Origin of the sequence: Dorea sp. ICN-14282 (assembly GCF_037890115.1) — a bacterium.
GTDB lineage: Bacteria > Bacillota > Clostridia > Lachnospirales > Lachnospiraceae > Dorea_B > Dorea_B phocaeensis.
This window is the reverse complement of record NZ_JBBKBH010000001.1, coordinates 1007483-1024377: the sequence shown is the minus strand read 5'-3', so window position 1 is coordinate 1024377 and position 16895 is coordinate 1007483. Positions and strand designations below refer to the sequence as shown.

Sequence of the window (16895 nt, the reverse complement as noted above, 5' to 3'; positions counted from 1 at the left end):
CTTGTGTTTACAAGTACTGTGGCTCTTTAAGATATATTTTACAGATATCCCAAACGCTCCAAAGTATTCAATACCAAATGGCGTCCGGCATCTGTGCCGTCGATGATGCGTCTTGCACGAACAGAGTCGCCGATGTTGATCACTTCGGTGTTCTCGCCTTCAAATCCTTGTTCGATGGCTTCCCAAATAGGTGTGTGTGCTTTCATGCCCAGGCATACAAAACCATAATCAAATGGAAGTTCCTCTTCCTTTCCATCGTATTTAACTAGGAAGGAATGTGGATTTACTTTCATAAGAGCTGTATTTACCATCTGGGTTACGTGATGCTTGCTCATACATTCTTTCATGCTGGCGGTAGATGAAGCATCCAGTCCGTTTCCGATGATTGGCATCATTTCAATGATGGTAGTTTCAGCTCCGCGTGGTGCAAAGAATTCGACTACGTCAAGACCTACGGCACCTCCGCCGACAACAACAACCTTTTTACCGGTGAGATCTTCCGGATAGTTATCAAGATTGTCAATCATATCCATAATGGAGTATACAGATGCATCTGCGCTAGCAAGATTCTCGTGAAGTCCTTCAATTGGAGGAAGGAGAGGAACGGAACCTGTGGCATTGACAACGAGATCCGGCTGGTAAGCCTTAATGTCTTCTACTGTTGCGTCTACACCTGTTTTAATCGTCAAGTTAGAAAGCTTAGATGCACGATGTTTTAAGTAGGTAGGAAAGTCTGCCAGTCTCTTCTTTGCAGGAATCTTGGAAATCTCAACGGAAAGTCCGCCGATTTCGTCTTTTTTCTCCAAAAGGGTTACCTGACATCCAACTTCAGCAGCAGTACATGCAGCTTCAAGACCGGCAGTTCCGGCTCCGACGACAACCACGCTGCAAGGGTTTGCAACCTGCTTCTTCTTGTAAGATTCGCCTTCTGTCAGATCCGGGTTGATGGTACAGCGAAGCGGTTTGTTTCCGCCGATTCGGTTGCCGACACATCCTATGTTGCAGGAGATACATTTGCGGATATCGCAGACGTCTCCGTATTTTGCTTTGTTGCACCAGTCAGGATCTGCGATAAGACCACGTCCAAGACCGATAAGATCGGCATCTCCCCGTGCAATAATATCGTCGGCAATCTTTGGATCACGGATGTTTCCGATTGCAATGGTTGGTTTATTGAATTTGTCACGAACTGCTTTTGCCATATAGGATCTCCAGCCGTCTTCCAGGTAGTTGGCGTCAATCTGATACTGAATGGTTGGATTTAATCCGGCAGAGGTATCGAATAAATCAACTTCATCATTTAAATATTCCAAATATTCCAGACAGTCCTCTACGGTATTTCCGCCTTCTACCAGTTCGTCAACGCTAAGACGCAGAGAAATAGGAACTCTTGGACCAATTGCTTTTCTTACTTCATCAATGATCATGCGGCAGAATCGTGCACGGTTTTTAGCACATCCGCCAAATTCGTCGGTGCGGTCGTTCATGGTTGGGGACAGGAACTGGCTGATCAGATAAGAGTGTCCGGCATGAATTTCGATTAAATCAAATCCGGCATTTACAGCACGTCTGGCAGCGGCAGCATAGTCCTTTGCAATGCTTTCCAGTTCTTCTTTAGAAAGAGGGCGAGGAGTCTCTCCGCCTGGCTTGGATGGAAGGGTAGAAGCAGATACCGGCTGCATTCCGATTCTGGAACTCATGGCAGAGGCTCCGGCGTGGTTGATCTGTACACCGATGCATGCGCCCTGTCTGTGACAGGCTTCTGTCAGGTTGAACATGCGCGGAATGTAGCAGTCTTTGTCCAGACGAAGCTGCGTTGTTCCATTGGAACCCTCTGGATATTTTACACAGATATTTTCAACAATGATTAATCCTGTGCCGCCGCGTGCACGCAGTTCATAATACTTAATATGTTCGTCACTTAATTCTCCGTTATGTCCTGCAAAATCGCTTCCCATAGGCATCATTGCCACACGGTTTCTCATGGTCATTCCTCTCAGCGTCAGTGGCTGAAAGATATGTGGATAATTGTTTTTCATTTTGATTTCCTCCATACGATTTCCTAATGGTTACTTGAAGTATACGTTTATTATAAAATATTGTTAAATATAAAACAAATGCATGTTTTTGGTCGAGACAATAGAATTTGTCTATGGATTGTGGTATACTTGGTAAAAATATACAAGGAGGATGAAACATGAACCTGAATCAGCTGCAATACTTTGTAACACTTGCACATATTGAACATTACACCAGGGCGGCGGAAAAACTGACGATTACACAGCCAAGCTTAAGTCATGCAATTTCATCACTGGAGCAGGAGTTGGGAACCCGGCTTTTTGAACGGCAGGGACGCAATGTTGTACTGACTAAGTATGGCAGAATGTTTATGCAGTATGCAGAAGAAGCTCTTGCTATTCTGGATACTGGCGTGCGGAAGACGAAGGCCATGACGAGTCTGAGCGGGGGAAGGATTGATATCGGTTATATTTATACTCAAGGAGCAGAATTTGTGCCGGGGTTGGTTGCGAATTTTTTGAAGGATTATCCACAGATGGAGGTGGAATTCGGTTTTTACAATGGCGTGACCCAGGAGGTAATAAAGGGACTTCGGGAAGAAAAATACGATTTGGTATTCTGTTCTATGGTGGAAGGGCAGAAAGATCTTGATTTTCTTCCGGTATCGAAGGAAACTTTGGTAGCGATTACTCCGTTAGATCATCCTCTGGCTCAAAAGGATTCCGTAACGATTGCGGAACTGGCAGAGTATCCGCAGATCTTTTTCAACAAGGGAAGCGGGTTAAGATCTATGGTGGATCGACTTTTTAAGGTGGCTAGGAAGAAACCGCGGATCAGCTATATGGTAGATGAAGACAGTGCGCTTGCCGGAATGGTGGCGCAGGGTCTGGGAGTCGGGATTGTGCCGGATGTGCCGGCAATACGTAGTATGCCGGTGGTGCGTCTTACGCTTAAGGATCTTCAGTTTAGCAGGCTGGTTTACATGGTAACGCAGAAGGATAAGTATCTTTCGCCGGTTGCCAGAACCTTCATTGATTATGTGAAAGAGCGATATGAAATTCTTGCGGAGGACCTGGAATCTTGATATAATAATCAGTAATTGTAAATTGACATAACAAGGCAGACAGGAGAGACAAGGATGAATGATCTAGAGATGTACAGGGAGCAGCTTGCATTGTGTGATGATAAGATTATCGATGCGCTGGTGGAAAGAAACGCGATTGTAGAGAAGATTATGGCGTATAAGGAAGAATATGGTATGCCGATTCTCCAGCCGCAGCAGGAAGCCAAGCAGAAGATGAGACTGGAAGAGAAGCTTGAAGACAACAAGTATAAAGAAGAGATTTACGATGTGTTCCGCAGAATCCTTCGTAACAGTAAAAAAATCCAGGCGAGAAAGCTGTTTGATTATAATATTGTGCTGATTGGTTTTATGGGAGCCGGAAAAACGACAATTTCCGATTACTTAAGCACCATGTTTGCCATGAAGGTGGTTGAGATGGATCAGTTGATTGCAGAACGGGAAGAAATGAGTATCCCGGATATTTTTGCAACCTACGGAGAAGAATATTTTCGTGATCTGGAGACCGGACTTCTGGTGGAAATGCAGTCTAACAAGAATACGGTGATCTCCTGTGGCGGAGGAGCGGCCCTTCGCGAGCGAAACGTAGAAGAAATGAAGAAAAACGGACGAGTTGTTCTGCTGACGGCGAGTCCTCAGACAATCTACGAGCGAGTGAAAGACAGTGATGACAGACCGGTTTTGAATGGGCGCAAGAATGTAAAAGGCATTTCTGAACTGATGGAGCAGCGCAGGGAGAAATACGAAGCTGCCGCAGATATTGTCATCAATACAGATAACAAGACGGTGCTGCAGATATGTGAGGAACTGGTGCAGCGGATTATAGAGATGGAAGAGTAGAGAGATGTTTGATAAGTTTTTTCCTGATAAATATGTAGCATCTACATATGTGATTGATTTTGAAGAGTTATATAAGAAAGGATACCGAGGGGTGATTTTTGATATCGACAACACTTTGGTGCCCCATGGCGCTCCGGCGGACGAGCGTGCAAAGAAGCTGTTTGCAAAGCTTAAGAGTCTGGGATTTCACTGTTGCTTGATTTCCAACAATCAAGAACCGAGAGTGAAAATGTTCAATCAGGACATTCAGGTGGATTATGTGTACAATGCCCATAAGCCGTCTACAAAGAATTATAAGAAAGCAATGGAAATGATGGGAACAAACCAGAAGAATACATTGTTTATCGGAGATCAGCTGTTCACGGATGTATGGGGAGCAAAACGAACCGGAATTGCCAATATTCTGGTAAAGCCGATTCATCCTAAGGAAGAGATCCAGATTGTACTGAAACGGTATCTGGAAAAAATTGTGCTATACTTTTATAAGAGAAGCCTGAAACAGTAAAAAAGGGTTGAAAAAAGGCATAATTTATTATAAAATGATAAAAGCGAACGTAAACGTAGAAGTGTCCTGTGGGGCATGATTAAGGAGGATAATAGAATGGCAACAAAATCAGCAGGTGAATTTAGAAATGGCATGACGCTTGAGATTGATGGCAAAGTATGCCAGGTTATGGAATTCATGCATGTAAAACCGGGAAAAGGAGCAGCTTTTGTCCGCGTGAAATTAAAAGATATCATCAACGGTGGTGTGGTAGAGACAACCTTCCGTCCGACAGAGTCTTTCCAGGAAGCGTTTATTGAGAGAAAGAAGATGCAGTATCTTTACAACGATGGAGATCTGTTCTACTTCATGGACAACGAGACTTTTGATCAGATCGCTGTCAGCAAGGAAGATGTGGGCGATTCCCTGAAGTTTGTAAAAGAGAATCAGGAAGTCAGCGTAAGCTTGTATCAGGAGAAACCATTTGCGATTGAGCCACCGCTTACTGTAGAGCTTCTCGTTACAGAAACAGAGCCTGGATTTAAGGGCAATACCGCTCAGGGAGCAACAAAGCCGGCAATCGTAGAGACTGGCGCTCAGGTAGCAGTTCCTCTGTTCGTTGAGCAGGATGAGATGATCAAGATCGATACTCGTACAGGAGAGTATTTATCCAGAGTATAGGATGCTAATTTTAAGAAAAAGGCCTTGCAATTTCTGCAGGGCTTTTTTATAATTGAAATACCATAATTCATTGTTCATATCAATTGATTCAATGGCAGTTTCTGCCGCTATTTTCAGAAGTGTAACAAGGACATATTTTCCACGATGCTGCTTTGGGGAAAGGAGTATTATGACATATTACCAGTTTATCCGTGCAGTAGAGGGAAAAGTAAAGGAAGGAGTGAAGGAGAACATTACCGTACAGTTGTATACGGCGGTGAAAAATAATGGGATTAAGAAGTATGGTCTTACCATTATGGAGAAGGGGATCAATATTTCCCCGACCATCTATCTAGAGGAGTATTATCAGCAGTTTTGTGATGGGGACAGTGTAGAGGAGATCACAGAGGAAATTCTGAGTCTGTATCAAAGGATTCGTTTTCGTCATTCCTGGGATGGGAGTTTAGTTGAAGAGTATGCAAAAGTAAAAGAAAAGATAGTTTATCGTTTGATTAACCGACAGGCGAACCGGGAGCTTTTGGAGGGAGTGCCGCATCAGAATTTTTTAGATTTGGCAGTGATTTATCAGGTTCTGTTAGAAGTCAGTTTTTATGGAACGGCATCTATGCTGATCAGCGATGAGCATTTGAAGATGTGGAACGTGAAGGAAGCTGAGATTTTTGCACGGGCTACTTGGAACACCAGGAGAATTCTGCCGGAAGATTGTCAGCCATTAAGTGAGATGGCAGGCGGATGGGGGATGGAGATTCCAAGAGGGGAGGATATCTTCTATGTACTGACGAATCGGTATCGGAATTTCGGAGCAGCTTGCCTTTTATACGAGGGCTGCCTGGAAAGAATCGGGGAAAAGCTGGGAGAGAATTATTATGTACTCCCAAGCAGTGTGCATGAAGTGATTATTCTGCCGGAGAGTAAGTCGGTTTCAAAAAGGGATTTAACAGCGCTTGTTCGGGAAGTGAATGATACGCAGCTGGAGGAAGAGGAAATTCTATCGGATCGTGTTTATTATTATGATCGGGAGTATAAGCTGCTGCGGATTTAGAGAGTCCTTATAGAATCCGTTTTGAGTATTTTTCAGGTATGATGGTATAAAAAGTAAGGGAAATGATGAAATGTGAAAAAATGTCGAAATCATTTCCTTTACTTTATGAGAAAAATGTGTTAGTATAACAAAGGTAATTTCATATTGTTATTGATTATGCACCCGTAGCTCAGGGGATAGAGCACCGCCCTCCGGAGGCGGGAGCGGCGGTTCGAATCCGCCCGGGTGTGTACTTTTTTAACTTTTTTTCGTTGCAGAAGGGAGTCTTTATGGAAGGAGAACGTAAGGACTGCATATCTCCCGTAAAGAAGTATCTGTTTATAAAAGTGGTCGTGATAGCGCTGCTTTTGGTACTGACGGCGGAGATGGGCAGACAAGCTCTGACCAAAGAAGAGACGAAAAAGGTACAGAAGACGAATTCTCAACAGATGAAGGTGGAGAATCTGGGATATCAGACGATGGAGGAGAATCCCCTTTCCATGGGAAAATATCCGGAGGTTTCCGGCGCAGTAGAAGAATATTTTGAAAAAGCAGCCGGAGAAAGCAAGTTTGTGGAGGCTTATGAAGGAATAGAAAGCCATATCAAGCTTGGAAGATACAAGGATACGTATGTCGTGTTTGTGAGATACGATATGAAGATTAAAGATATATATACAAAGGTTCCGGGACTTGGTACACTGTATGTGGACAAGAAAAAAGACGGCAGTTACCGGGTCGGCACAGAGGTAAAGGAAGCAGAGATTAGAACCTGTATTGAGGAACTTGCACAGCACACGGATGTGCAGCAGCTCTTTGCCGATACACAAAGTGCTTATCATGCGGCGGTGCAGTCGGATGCGCTGCTACAGGAAGCTCTTGTGGATTTGAAAAATGCTTATGAAGATTCAACTGGAAGCTAGGTAGCGGTTTCCCGGAAAAAACAGACCTTGTATATGAGGTCTGTTCTTTTTTAGCCTGGCAACTTAGCTGGGTAACGTAATAAAGTAAAGGAGGAGAGAAGGATGGCAGGGTATAAACAGGCCTTTCGAAAGGCGTTCCCTTATACCATTCCGGTATTGACCGGATATTTATTTATTGGAATTGCATTTGGAGTTATGTTTGCGGAAAAAGGATATTCATTTTTGTGGGCAATGCTGATGAGCCTGATGGTTTATGCAGGGTCAGGGCAGTATTTGGCAGTGAATTTTTTTGTGCCGGGAGTTTCTTTTCTAAATGTGATTGCTATGACACTGATGGTGAATATCCGACATATTTTTTATGGGATTTCTCTGTTGGAGCGGTTCCATCAGATGGGAAAAAAGCGTTGGTATATGATCTTTGGGCTGACAGATGAGACGTATTCCTTGCTATGTACAACGAAGGTTCCAAAAGGAGTAGAGGAAGAAAAGTTTTTGTTCGCGATCTCACTTATGAATCAGTCCTACTGGATTATAGGTTCTGCCATCGGTGGGATTGCAGGGGCACTTATTCCGTTTAATTCGGAAGGAATTGAATTTGCGATGACTGCGCTGTTCGTCGTTATTTTTGTGGAACAGTGGATGGAGGAAAAGAATCGGATTCCAGAACTTCTTGGAGTGGCTGCAGCGTTTGTATGCCTGCAAATTTTCGGAGTAGATGGATTTGTGCTGCCGTCTATGATTTTAATTACCTTGGTATTGCTTCTTGGAAGAAAGAAATTAGAGACAGGAATGGAGGGAGAGTTATGCCGTTAAGTGCAGGAATATCGTTTTTCATTATTCTGCTGGTTGCCCTTGCAACTTTTGGAACTCGCGTGATTCCATTTCTGGTTTTCCCACGAGGGAAAGAAATTCCGCCGGTAGTTCAGTATCTGGGAAAAGTACTGACACCTGCGGTGATCGGAATGCTGGTGGTCTATTGCCTAAAGGAGACACCCGTGCTTTCTGGCTCCCATGGGCTTCCGGAGCTGATTGCTGTGGTGGTTACGGCAGGGCTTCATGTATGGAAGCGGAATAATCTCCTTAGTATCGGAGTGGGAACGGTGCTGTATATGGTGTTGGTGCAGACCATTTTTTGAAAAAGAAGAAAAAGAAAAATACCGTCGGCCGGTATGGTTTACCAGTTTGGTTTACCTCGGCAGACGGTATTTTTAGATGTTGAGAATATGCGGATATCGTTTTAAGCAAGGTCAATTTTTTTGTTCATCAGAACATAGGTCAGAATATATAGAATGATTCCGACGATCAGTGCAAGCAGTGTAGAAAGACCTAGTACGCCAGCCATGTAAGCTACAAAGTTGAAAGGTTCCCCTGCGGCCGATCTCATGTAAATGAGATCTTTAGAAGTGGACAGGCCGAGCACTGCCAGACTGATAAAGCTTAAAATAGATACGATGGTCGAGATCGCAAAATAGGATACAACAGCTCCCAGTATCCGATGCCCGCTAAATAACTGTCCCAGTACAACAGAAGCATAGATGGTAATACAGCTGCTGAAGGCGCATATGATGCTAAATATAAGAAGAAACAACAGAATCTTCGGAAATGTTAAATCGGCATAGCGTCCGATAAATCCAAATTCTGTGAGAATCTCGGCTCTATGTGCATGATAGACATCCATGACAAATGGCGTAGCCACTACGATATAGATGGACAGCCCCATCAGAATCATATCGAGTGTGCCCCAGATGGTTCCAGAAATCGTCTTGGACAACAGGTGTGCACCTTTTGTTGCCGGAAGGGTATGGGTTAAATATCCTTCGTCCGAATACAGGTTTTTGTAGAAACGAACAGCAATGACGATAAAGGTTCCAAAGTTTGCAGCTGTAATAACCAGAATGTAAAGCAGAAAAGAGAGTCCCAAAATAGTTCCTTCTGCTGTATTGTCTGCAAAGATTCTTCCGGTCAGGAAGATGCGGATTCCAAGTGCTGATAACAGCAGAAATGTGTGCAGCACAATCAGGAATCGGTTCAATGATTTCATGTCGTATTTCAATAATTTGCCTAACATCTGAACACCTCCCGGAATAAACTATCTACAGATTTACCATGCTGGGTACGGATTTCATCCACAGTCTGGTTGAGAACGACCTGCCCCTGACGGATGAATACGACTCGGTCCAGAATATTCTCAATATCCTGAATCAGGTGGGTGGACAGCAGGATAGTTGCTTCTTCATTATAATTATTCAAAATGGTATGAAGGATGTAGTCGCGTGCTGCCGGATCAACTCCGCCGATTGGTTCGTCTAAGATATAAAGTTTTGCATCTCGGCTCATAATCAGGATGAGCTGAACCTTTTCTTTGGTTCCTTTGGATAAGGATTTCAGCCTCGCATTGGGATTGATTTCCAAATCCTGAAGCATCTGGTATGCCCGTTCTGTTACAAAGTTTTCATAGAAATCTGCATAGTATGCAATGACATCCTTTACCTTCATAGAGAGATCCAGACAAGTGCGCTCGGGCAGATAGGAAATCAGTTTTTTGGTTGCTACGCCTGGCTCCATGCCATCGATCAGGATGGTTCCCTGGGTTGGGTGGAGGCAGTCGTTAATCAGTTTAATCAGAGTTGTCTTTCCGCTTCCGTTTGGTCCAAGAAGACCGACAATCTGTCCTTTTTCCAATGCAAGGTTCAGATTATTCAGGGCATAAAAACTGGAAGAATAGCGTTTGGAAAGCCCCTGACACTCTAAAATCGGCTTCATGTTAGTGTTCCCCCTTTATTGCATTTTGGATCAGTTCTAAGGTCTCTTCTTCAGGGAAGCCCAGCTGTTTCATCTTTTCAATAAATTCCCGTATGTGACTGGCTGCGAGATCACTTTTTAGCTGTTTCAGCATTTCTTTGTCCTCCGTAATATAACGCCCGCTGGTTCGCTGTGAATGAAGAAGGCCGTTTCGCTCCAGCTCAGAGAGCGCTTTTTGCATCGTGTTGGGATTTACAGCAGCTTCCATTGCAAGGTCTCTGACGGATGGAAGTTTATCACCGGCCTGGTAGACGCCAGCTACGATATCCTGCTGGATCCGCTCCATCAGTTGAAGATAGATTGGGCGGTCATTATCAAGATCCCATGGCATACGATCACCTCGTTTCCTGACTAAATTTGTATTATTTATATAGTACAATAAAACATGAGGGGGGGATTGTCAAGAGGAATTAGAAAAAAAGAACATCCACTGTAAAAAATATACAGTGGATGCAAAAGTCAGGCACTTATTGCTTCACAAATTTGGATTTTGGCTGTTTGCAGATTGGGCAGGTATAACTGTCAGGAAGCTCTTCGAAAGGCGCCTCTTCATCGTATACGTAGCCGCAGATGCTGCACACCCAGGAGGTTTTAGAAGGGATAGTATTTTCTGATTCTTCTTCCGGCAGATAGGTCGGTGCATTTTTCGGACTCTTTCCTTTGATGACCCTGTGGTAGTAAGCGTAGGTCATGGAAGGAGAGGCACTTTGGATATCTCCGTCTATGACTTCTCCTAAGAATACCGTGTGTGTAGAGGTTTCCATTTTGTCGATGACTTTACAGATGATATAGCCGCAGGAGTCTGTAAGGACAGGAAGTCCTTCTTTCGTCTCAAAAAGAATGTTCTCAAATTTATTTACGTCTCTTCCGGACTGGAAACCGAATTGTCCAATCAGAGAAGGATCTGACGTCTCAGACAGAATGGAAATGGCAAATTTCCCGGTTTTTTCAATGCAGGAATTGGTAAAGTTGTCGTGGTTCATGCTAAGCGCAAGAGTTGCCGGAGAGGAAGTGATCTGCATCACACTGTTGGCTGTGCAGCCGGTAGGGCGTTCCCCGTCGAGGGAAGAGATAATGTAGACGCCGTAGGATAAATTGTGAAAAACTTTTGTGTTCATAGGAGCCCTCCTTACTTTATTTTCGTAAATTTTTCAAAAGCCTTTATCGTCACGGTACCATGAACCGGAAAAAATTGCAAGGAGAGTTTGAATATTAGGTTGTTGCGTACAAGGCATTATGGTAAAATACTTAATTAAGGATTCTGAACTTAAAGTAAGGAACTGGAGTGCAAGGAGGATATAAAAGATGAAAAAAATAATAGATTTCATTACAGAGGAGTTAAGAAATGCCTTTGAAGAAGCGGGATATGATCCGGCTTATGCAAAGGTGACCTTATCGAATCGTCCTGATTTGTGTGAGTATCAGTGTAATGGAGCAATGGCAGGGGCAAAGGTTTATAAGAAGGCTCCGATTATGATCGCGAATGATGTGGTGGAGAAGCTTCAGAACTCAGAGCGTTTGGACGAGGTGACGGCTGTCAATCCTGGATTTATCAACATTCGGGTGAAGAAAACATTTGCAGCCGACTATTTGAATCAGATGGGGGCAGATGGAGAACTTGGAGTAACCAAAACAGAAGATCCGAAGATGATCGTTGTTGATTATGGCGGACCAAATGTGGCAAAGCCGCTTCATGTTGGTCATTTGCGTTCTGCAATTATTGGAGAGAGTATTAAGAGAATTGCCAGAAAAATGGGACATACTGTTCTGGGAGATATTCATTTGGGAGACTGGGGATATCAGATGGGACTGATCATTACCGAACTTGGAAAGCGCAAACCAGAACTGCCTTATTATGACGAAACGTTTGAAGGAGAATATCCAAAGGAGGCTCCATTTACCATTGGAGAATTAGAGGAAATTTATCCAACTGCCAGCGGTAAGGCCAAGGAGGATGAAGCTTACCGTGAGGAAGCACTTCATGCTACCTATCTGCTGCAGAATGGTCATCGCGGATATACGGCAATTTGGAATCACATTATGAATGTTTCTGTAGCCGACTTAAAGAAGAATTATCAGAATTTGAATGTGGAATTCGATCTGTGGAAGGGAGAAGCAGATGCGCAGGCCTACATTCCGGATATGATTGAGCGTCTGAAAAAAGAGGGGTATGCGCATGTGGATGACGGTGCGCTTGTGATTGATGTGCAGGAGGAGACGGACACGAAAGAGATTCCGCCGTGCATGATTCAGAAGTCTGACGGAGCTTCCCTCTATGGAACTACCGATTTGGCGACTCTGGTACAGCGAGTAGGAGATTATCATCCGGATCAGGTGATCTATGTGGTAGACAAAAGACAGGAACTTCATTTTGTTCAGGTATTCCGTGCGGCGAAGAAGACGAAGATTGTGCCGGAGGATACAGAGCTTAAGTTTTTGGGCTTTGGAACGATGAACGGAAAGGATGGAAAGCCGTTTAAGACCAGAGAGGGCGGCGTGATGCGTCTGGAGAATCTGATCGCAGAGATTGTGGAAGAGATGAAGAAGAAAATTTCTGAAAACCGTACAGTAGAGGAATCAGAAGCGCAGCAGACGGCGAAGATTGTGGGAATGTCTGCGATCAAGTACGGAGATCTTTCCAACCAGGCGTCTAAGGATTATATCTTTGACGTGGATCGTTTCACCTCCTTTGAGGGAAATACAGGTCCGTATATTCTGTATACGATCGTGCGGATCAAGTCTATCTTAAATAAATATATGGCAGAAGGTCAGAAGACGGACGGTCTTGTGATCAGAGAGGCCGCAGGAGACAGCGAGAAGGCGTTAATGCTGGAGGCGGCAAAATATAACGAAGTGATTGAAAATGCATATGCAGAGCTGGCGCCGCATAAAATTTGTGCATACATCTATGATTTGGCAAATGCATTCAATCGTTTTTATCATGAGACGAAGATTTTGTCAGAAGAGGATGAAAACAGAAAGAAGAGTTATATTGCGCTGCTGGTGCTGACACGTAAGATTCTGGAATCCTGTATTGATATGTTGGGATTTGAAGCTCCGGAGAGGATGTAGGAATGACGGAAAAAGTATTTTATCAGGATAGTCATAAGGTTTCCTGTGAGGCGGAGGTTTTAGCCTGTGAACCCAAAGGAACACAGTATTTGATTGCTCTTGACCGGACGGTGTTCTTCCCGGAAGGCGGCGGCCAGTATGCAGATACCGGCTGGATCGGAGAGGTGAGAGTCACGGATGCCCATGAGAAGGAGGGCGTGATTTGGCATACGGCAGAGGCGGCTGTTCCGGTAGGAACAAAGGTGACAGCAAGAATTGACTGGGAAGAGCGGTTCGAGAAAATGCAGCAGCATACAGGAGAACATATTGTATCCGGTCTGGTACATGAAAGATTTGGATATCATAATGTGGGATTCCATCTAGGAAGCGATTACTGTACCATGGATTTTGACGGTCCGATCTCAAGGGAAGCATTAAAAGAGATTGAGTGGGAGGCTAACTGTGCAGTGTGGCAGAACATTCCGGTGGAGACGTCCTACCCGTCGAAAGAAGAACTGGAGACACTTCATTATCGCAGCAAGATTGAGATTGAAGGTCAGGTACGAATTATTACGGTGCCGGGATATGATGTATGTGCGTGCTGTGCGCCTCACGTAAATACTACCGGAGAGATCGGAATGGTGAAGCTGGTTCAGATGATTCATTATAAGGGCGGAGAGCGGATTACGATGCTCTGCGGCGCCAGAGCACTTCGGGACTACGACCGTAAAGATGAGAATATTAAGAAGATTTCCTCTCTTTTGTGCGTCAAGGAGTACGAGGTGGCAGAAGGAACGAAGAAGCTGAAAGAAGAGCAGACACAGTGGAAAGGGAAAGTGTCACAGCTGAGCCAGAAATTAGTGGCATATCAGGCGCAGGAGATTCCGGTAGAAGAGGGAATTACTGCCGTATTTGATTCAGAGCTTACGGGAAACTCACCGCGGGAACTGATGAACGTTCTGCTTCAGAAAGGCGCGGAGGCGGCGGCTGTATTTGCAGGAAACGATGTGGACGGTTACCGATATGTGATCGGAAGTAAGACGAAGGATGTACGCGCGCTGTGCAGACGTCTGAATGAAGTGTTTTCCGGAAGAGGCGGAGGAAAGCCAGAGATGGTGCAGGGCTCCCTTTTGGGAACACAAGAGAAGATACGGATAGAACTGGAAAAAGGAATTTAAGAGAAATTTAGGAAAAGATTTAAGGAGAGACTTTGTGTCTGTGATTTCTTGAAATAGACAATATTTCATCACACTTTTAACACATTTTCAGGGTAGACTACCATACATAGAGTGAAGAAAAAGAAGGAGACGCAGAGAAAGGAGTCTTTCATATGGAAAATCAATATACCTACTATGAATATCAACAGAATCAAAATGGGGAGCAGCCAGGCGGAGAGAATTTACATACACCTCCGAAGAAGCCTAAGAAAACTACGCCGAAATGGATGAAGACGGTGGGGCTTGCAGTAGTATTTGGTGTGGTTGCAAGCTTTGTGTTCCAGGCGGGAAATATACTTGGAGATCATTTCCTTGGGGATCTGACAGGAAGGAATCAGACGGCAAAAGCAACGGCAACGGTGAACGAAGCACAGCTGACTAAATCTTCCGACAGCACGGTGACATCAGATGTGGCGGAGATTACGAAAAATGTAATGCCGTCCGTTGTGTCCATTACCAATATGAGTGTGCAGCAGGTGCAGAACTTCTTTGGAGGCGTGCAGGAGCAGCAAAGTGAAAGTGCTGGATCTGGAATTATTATCGGACAGAATGATAAGGAGCTTTTGATTGCGACGAACAATCATGTGGTGGAAGGAAATGATACGCTGACGGTTTCTTTTATTGATGAAAAAAGTGTGGAGGCCAATATTAAAGGAACGGATGCAAACCGGGATCTGGCAGTGGTTGCTGTATCACTTGATCATATCAGCAAGGCAACTATGGATGAGATCGCGGTAGCGACGCTGGGGGACTCCAGTCAGCTTCAGGTAGGAGAACCGGCCATTGCAATCGGCAATGCACTGGGATATGGACAGTCTGTGACAACGGGAATCATTTCTGCAACTAACCGGACACTGGATGGGATTGACGGAAAGTTGATTCAGACGGATGCAGCCATTAATCCGGGAAACAGCGGCGGAGCGCTTTTAAATGCCAAAGGAGAAGTGATCGGAATCAATACCGCTAAAGTGGCAACAGATGCGGTAGAGGGAATGGGATATGCGATCCCGATTTCTGACGCAGGAGATATTATCAACAATCTGATGAACCAGGAGACAAAGACGAAAGTAGCCGAAAAAGATCGAGGATACATCGGAATTTCCGGTGTAGATGTGACGCCAGACAGTGCGAAAATGTACAATATGCCGACAGGTGTTTATATTTCAGAGGTTCAGAAGAATGGAGGGGCTGATGAAGCAGGATTGACCAAGGGAATGGTGATTACTGGAATTAACGGTTCTTCTGTGGATGGAATGACTGCACTTCAGGAACAGCTACAGTACTATGAAAAGGGAGAAACGGTGACACTGACAGTTCAGACTCCGACCAAAGAGGGTGAATATGAGGAAAGTCAGGTAGAAGTCACACTTGGAAGCAGAGCTAAGTAGTGCTATAATACAAGTTAAGAGGGAACCATGAAAAACAGACCATCCGGGGATGCCGTCAGATATGCAGTACCCAGAAGGTCTGTTTTTGGATTTATGGAAGATTAACGGAGGTGGTAAGAATGTTTTCATTTGAAGAATTGATGAAAGAAGATCCTCAGATTGCAGAAGCGATTGAGGCGGAGGTGAAGCGGCAGAATTCCCATATTGAGCTGATTGCGTCTGAGAACTGGGTAAGTCATGCGGTTATGGCTGCTATGGGAAGCCCACTGACGAACAAGTATGCGGAAGGATACCCGGGAAAACGATATTACGGTGGATGTCAGTGTGTAGATGTGGTGGAAGATCTGGCAAGAGAGCGGGCAAAAAAGCTGTTTGGCTGTGATTACGTCAATGTTCAGCCGCATTCTGGAGCACAGGCAAATATGGCTGCATTTTTCGCAATGCTTCAGCCGGGGGATAAGATATTGGGAATGAATCTGGATCATGGCGGTCATTTGACCCATGGATCTCCGGTCAATTTGTCCGGAACGTATTTCCGTACTTCGTTCTATGGAGTGAATGAGGCCGGTGTGATTGATTATGATCATGTCAGGGAGATTGCGATTCAGGAGAAACCTAAGCTGATTATTGCGGGAGCAAGCGCATATGCTAGAACCATTGACTTTTCAAAATTCAGGGAGATTGCCGATGAGGTGGGCGCTTACCTGATGGTTGATATGGCGCATATTGCAGGTCTGGTGGCGGCTGGACTTCATCCAAGTCCGATTCCGTATGCAGATGTTACAACGACCACGACGCACAAGACATTGCGTGGTCCAAGAGGAGGCATGATTTTGTGGAATCAGGCGGCTGCGGAGAAATTTAATTTTGATAAAGCGATTTTCCCGGGAACGCAAGGTGGACCTCTAGAGCACGTGATTGCGGCGAAAGCGGTCTGCTTTGGAGAGGCGTTAAAACCAGAGTTCAAGGAATATCAGCAGAAGATTCTAGATAATGCACAGGCTCTGTGTAAGGGACTTTTAAATCGTGGAGTAAAGATTGTCTCCGGAGGAACGGATAACCATCTGATGCTGGTAGATTTAAGCGGAGAAGCCGTGACGGGAAAAGAGCTGGAGAAGCGGCTGGACGAAGCGCATATTACCTGCAATAAGAATACGATTCCAAATGATCCGAGATCTCCATTTGTCACCAGCGGCGTGCGTCTGGGAACCCCGGCAGTAACGACCAGGGGGATGAATGAAGCGGACATGGATCAGATTGCAGAGGCAATTGCGCTTGCAATTCAAGGGGAAGAGAATGTACCAAAGGTAAGGCAGATGGTAGAAGCTTTGACATCGAGGTATCCGCTTTCATAGCATTTATTTTATTTGAAGAAGAAAAAGATGACATCA

Annotated in this window: 17 protein-coding genes and 1 tRNA gene; 13 read left to right on the top strand and 5 right to left on the bottom strand. The window is 44.7% G+C overall.

The genetic code is table 11. From position 1 onward, the window contains the following. Nucleotides 1-38 precede the first annotated feature (38 nt). Nucleotides 39-2039 carry an oxidoreductase gene (locus tag WKT00_RS04780; protein WP_101695570.1) on the bottom strand — a complete coding sequence of 667 codons (2001 nt, stop codon included), beginning with the start codon at nucleotides 2037-2039 and terminating at the stop codon, nucleotides 39-41. A gap of 158 nt (nucleotides 2040-2197) precedes the next feature. Between WKT00_RS04780 and WKT00_RS04775 the strand changes: the two genes are divergently transcribed. The 9 genes from WKT00_RS04775 to WKT00_RS04735 all read left to right on the top strand — a co-directional run bounded on the left by WKT00_RS04775 (nucleotide 2198) and on the right by WKT00_RS04735 (nucleotide 8182). Continuing rightward, nucleotides 2198-3103 carry a LysR family transcriptional regulator gene (locus WKT00_RS04775; RefSeq protein WP_173814466.1) on the top strand — a complete coding sequence of 302 codons (906 nt, stop codon included), beginning with the start codon at nucleotides 2198-2200 and terminating at the stop codon, nucleotides 3101-3103. Between the two features lie 54 nt (nucleotides 3104-3157). After that, a complete protein-coding gene (locus WKT00_RS04770) occupies nucleotides 3158-3940 on the top strand; it encodes a shikimate kinase (RefSeq protein ID WP_101695568.1) in 783 nt (260 codons plus the stop codon). 4 nt (nucleotides 3941-3944) lie between these two features. Further along, nucleotides 3945-4445 carry a YqeG family HAD IIIA-type phosphatase gene (locus tag WKT00_RS04765; RefSeq protein WP_101695567.1) on the top strand — a complete coding sequence of 167 codons (501 nt, stop codon included), beginning with the start codon at nucleotides 3945-3947 and terminating at the stop codon, nucleotides 4443-4445. Nucleotides 4446-4541: 96 nt separating this feature from the next. Beyond that, nucleotides 4542-5105, top strand: a complete 564-nt coding sequence (gene efp / locus WKT00_RS04760; protein WP_101695566.1) for an elongation factor P — start codon at nucleotides 4542-4544, stop codon at nucleotides 5103-5105. A 169-nt stretch (nucleotides 5106-5274) separates the two neighbouring features. Next, on the top strand, nucleotides 5275-6147 hold the full coding sequence (locus tag WKT00_RS04755; protein WP_101695565.1) for a DUF5688 family protein: 873 nt from the start codon (nucleotides 5275-5277) through the stop codon (nucleotides 6145-6147). 158 nt (nucleotides 6148-6305) lie between these two features. Continuing rightward, nucleotides 6306-6377: transfer RNA gene (locus WKT00_RS04750), tRNA-Arg, on the top strand. Nucleotides 6378-6416: 39 nt separating this feature from the next. Beyond that, complete coding sequence (locus tag WKT00_RS04745; protein WP_101695564.1) at nucleotides 6417-7046, top strand: hypothetical protein; 630 nt, start codon at nucleotides 6417-6419, stop codon at nucleotides 7044-7046. 102 nt (nucleotides 7047-7148) lie between these two features. Then, nucleotides 7149-7859: an AzlC family ABC transporter permease gene (locus WKT00_RS04740; RefSeq protein WP_101695563.1), complete on the top strand. Its 711-nt coding sequence runs from the start codon at nucleotides 7149-7151 to the stop codon at nucleotides 7857-7859. Beyond that, nucleotides 7850-8182, top strand: coding sequence for a branched-chain amino acid transporter permease (locus WKT00_RS04735; protein ID WP_101695562.1), 333 nt, complete (start codon nucleotides 7850-7852; stop codon nucleotides 8180-8182). The genes WKT00_RS04740 and WKT00_RS04735 overlap by 10 nt, the downstream gene beginning before the upstream one ends. A 101-nt stretch (nucleotides 8183-8283) precedes the next feature. On the opposite strand, the gene WKT00_RS04730 is transcribed toward WKT00_RS04735, so the two are convergent. The 4 genes from WKT00_RS04730 to WKT00_RS04715 all read right to left on the bottom strand — a co-directional run bounded on the left by WKT00_RS04730 (nucleotide 8284) and on the right by WKT00_RS04715 (nucleotide 10966). Next, nucleotides 8284-9114, bottom strand: a complete 831-nt coding sequence (locus tag WKT00_RS04730) for a hypothetical protein (protein ID WP_340261316.1) — start codon at nucleotides 9112-9114, stop codon at nucleotides 8284-8286. After that, nucleotides 9108-9809: an ABC transporter ATP-binding protein gene (locus WKT00_RS04725; protein WP_101695560.1), complete on the bottom strand. Its 702-nt coding sequence runs from the start codon at nucleotides 9807-9809 to the stop codon at nucleotides 9108-9110. The genes WKT00_RS04730 and WKT00_RS04725 overlap by 7 nt, the downstream gene beginning before the upstream one ends. A 1-nt stretch (nucleotide 9810) precedes the next feature. Next, nucleotides 9811-10179, bottom strand: a complete 369-nt coding sequence (locus WKT00_RS04720) for a GntR family transcriptional regulator (protein ID WP_101695559.1) — start codon at nucleotides 10177-10179, stop codon at nucleotides 9811-9813. 136 nt (nucleotides 10180-10315) lie between these two features. After that, nucleotides 10316-10966, bottom strand: coding sequence for a flavin reductase (locus WKT00_RS04715; RefSeq protein WP_340261311.1), 651 nt, complete (start codon nucleotides 10964-10966; stop codon nucleotides 10316-10318). 187 nt (nucleotides 10967-11153) lie between these two features. On the opposite strand from WKT00_RS04715, the gene argS reads away from it, so the two are divergent. The 4 genes from argS to glyA all read left to right on the top strand — a co-directional run bounded on the left by argS (nucleotide 11154) and on the right by glyA (nucleotide 16859). Beyond that, entirely contained in the window at nucleotides 11154-12920 is a 1767-nt protein-coding gene (gene argS / locus WKT00_RS04710) for an arginine--tRNA ligase (RefSeq protein WP_101695557.1), read from the top strand. A gap of 2 nt (nucleotides 12921-12922) precedes the next feature. Continuing rightward, nucleotides 12923-14077: an alanyl-tRNA editing protein gene (locus tag WKT00_RS04705; protein ID WP_101695556.1), complete on the top strand. Its 1155-nt coding sequence runs from the start codon at nucleotides 12923-12925 to the stop codon at nucleotides 14075-14077. Between the two features lie 152 nt (nucleotides 14078-14229). Then, a complete protein-coding gene (locus tag WKT00_RS04700) occupies nucleotides 14230-15504 on the top strand; it encodes a S1C family serine protease (RefSeq protein ID WP_101695555.1) in 1275 nt (424 codons plus the stop codon). Between the two features lie 119 nt (nucleotides 15505-15623). Continuing rightward, nucleotides 15624-16859 carry a serine hydroxymethyltransferase gene (gene glyA / locus WKT00_RS04695; RefSeq protein WP_101695554.1) on the top strand — a complete coding sequence of 412 codons (1236 nt, stop codon included), beginning with the start codon at nucleotides 15624-15626 and terminating at the stop codon, nucleotides 16857-16859. Nucleotides 16860-16895 lie beyond the last annotated feature (36 nt).

Bases quoted from the DNA above. Each gene is read 5' to 3' on its own strand.
- WKT00_RS04780 (WP_101695570.1), bottom strand. From the start codon at position 2,039: ATGAAAAACAATTATCCACATATCTTTCAGCCACTGACGCTGAGAGGA.
- WKT00_RS04775 (WP_173814466.1), top strand. From the start codon at position 2,198: ATGAACCTGAATCAGCTGCAATACTTTGTAACACTTGCACATATTGAA.
- WKT00_RS04770 (WP_101695568.1), top strand. From the start codon at position 3,158: ATGAATGATCTAGAGATGTACAGGGAGCAGCTTGCATTGTGTGATGAT.
- WKT00_RS04765 (WP_101695567.1), top strand. From the start codon at position 3,945: ATGTTTGATAAGTTTTTTCCTGATAAATATGTAGCATCTACATATGTG.
- efp (WP_101695566.1), top strand. From the start codon at position 4,542: ATGGCAACAAAATCAGCAGGTGAATTTAGAAATGGCATGACGCTTGAG.
- WKT00_RS04755 (WP_101695565.1), top strand. From the start codon at position 5,275: ATGACATATTACCAGTTTATCCGTGCAGTAGAGGGAAAAGTAAAGGAA.
- WKT00_RS04745 (WP_101695564.1), top strand. From the start codon at position 6,417: ATGGAAGGAGAACGTAAGGACTGCATATCTCCCGTAAAGAAGTATCTG.
- WKT00_RS04740 (WP_101695563.1), top strand. From the start codon at position 7,149: ATGGCAGGGTATAAACAGGCCTTTCGAAAGGCGTTCCCTTATACCATT.
- WKT00_RS04735 (WP_101695562.1), top strand. From the start codon at position 7,850: ATGCCGTTAAGTGCAGGAATATCGTTTTTCATTATTCTGCTGGTTGCC.
- WKT00_RS04730 (WP_340261316.1), bottom strand. From the start codon at position 9,114: ATGTTAGGCAAATTATTGAAATACGACATGAAATCATTGAACCGATTC.
- WKT00_RS04725 (WP_101695560.1), bottom strand. From the start codon at position 9,809: ATGAAGCCGATTTTAGAGTGTCAGGGGCTTTCCAAACGCTATTCTTCC.
- WKT00_RS04720 (WP_101695559.1), bottom strand. From the start codon at position 10,179: ATGCCATGGGATCTTGATAATGACCGCCCAATCTATCTTCAACTGATG.
- WKT00_RS04715 (WP_340261311.1), bottom strand. From the start codon at position 10,966: ATGAACACAAAAGTTTTTCACAATTTATCCTACGGCGTCTACATTATC.
- argS (WP_101695557.1), top strand. From the start codon at position 11,154: ATGAAAAAAATAATAGATTTCATTACAGAGGAGTTAAGAAATGCCTTT.
- WKT00_RS04705 (WP_101695556.1), top strand. From the start codon at position 12,923: ATGACGGAAAAAGTATTTTATCAGGATAGTCATAAGGTTTCCTGTGAG.
- WKT00_RS04700 (WP_101695555.1), top strand. From the start codon at position 14,230: ATGGAAAATCAATATACCTACTATGAATATCAACAGAATCAAAATGGG.
- glyA (WP_101695554.1), top strand. From the start codon at position 15,624: ATGTTTTCATTTGAAGAATTGATGAAAGAAGATCCTCAGATTGCAGAA.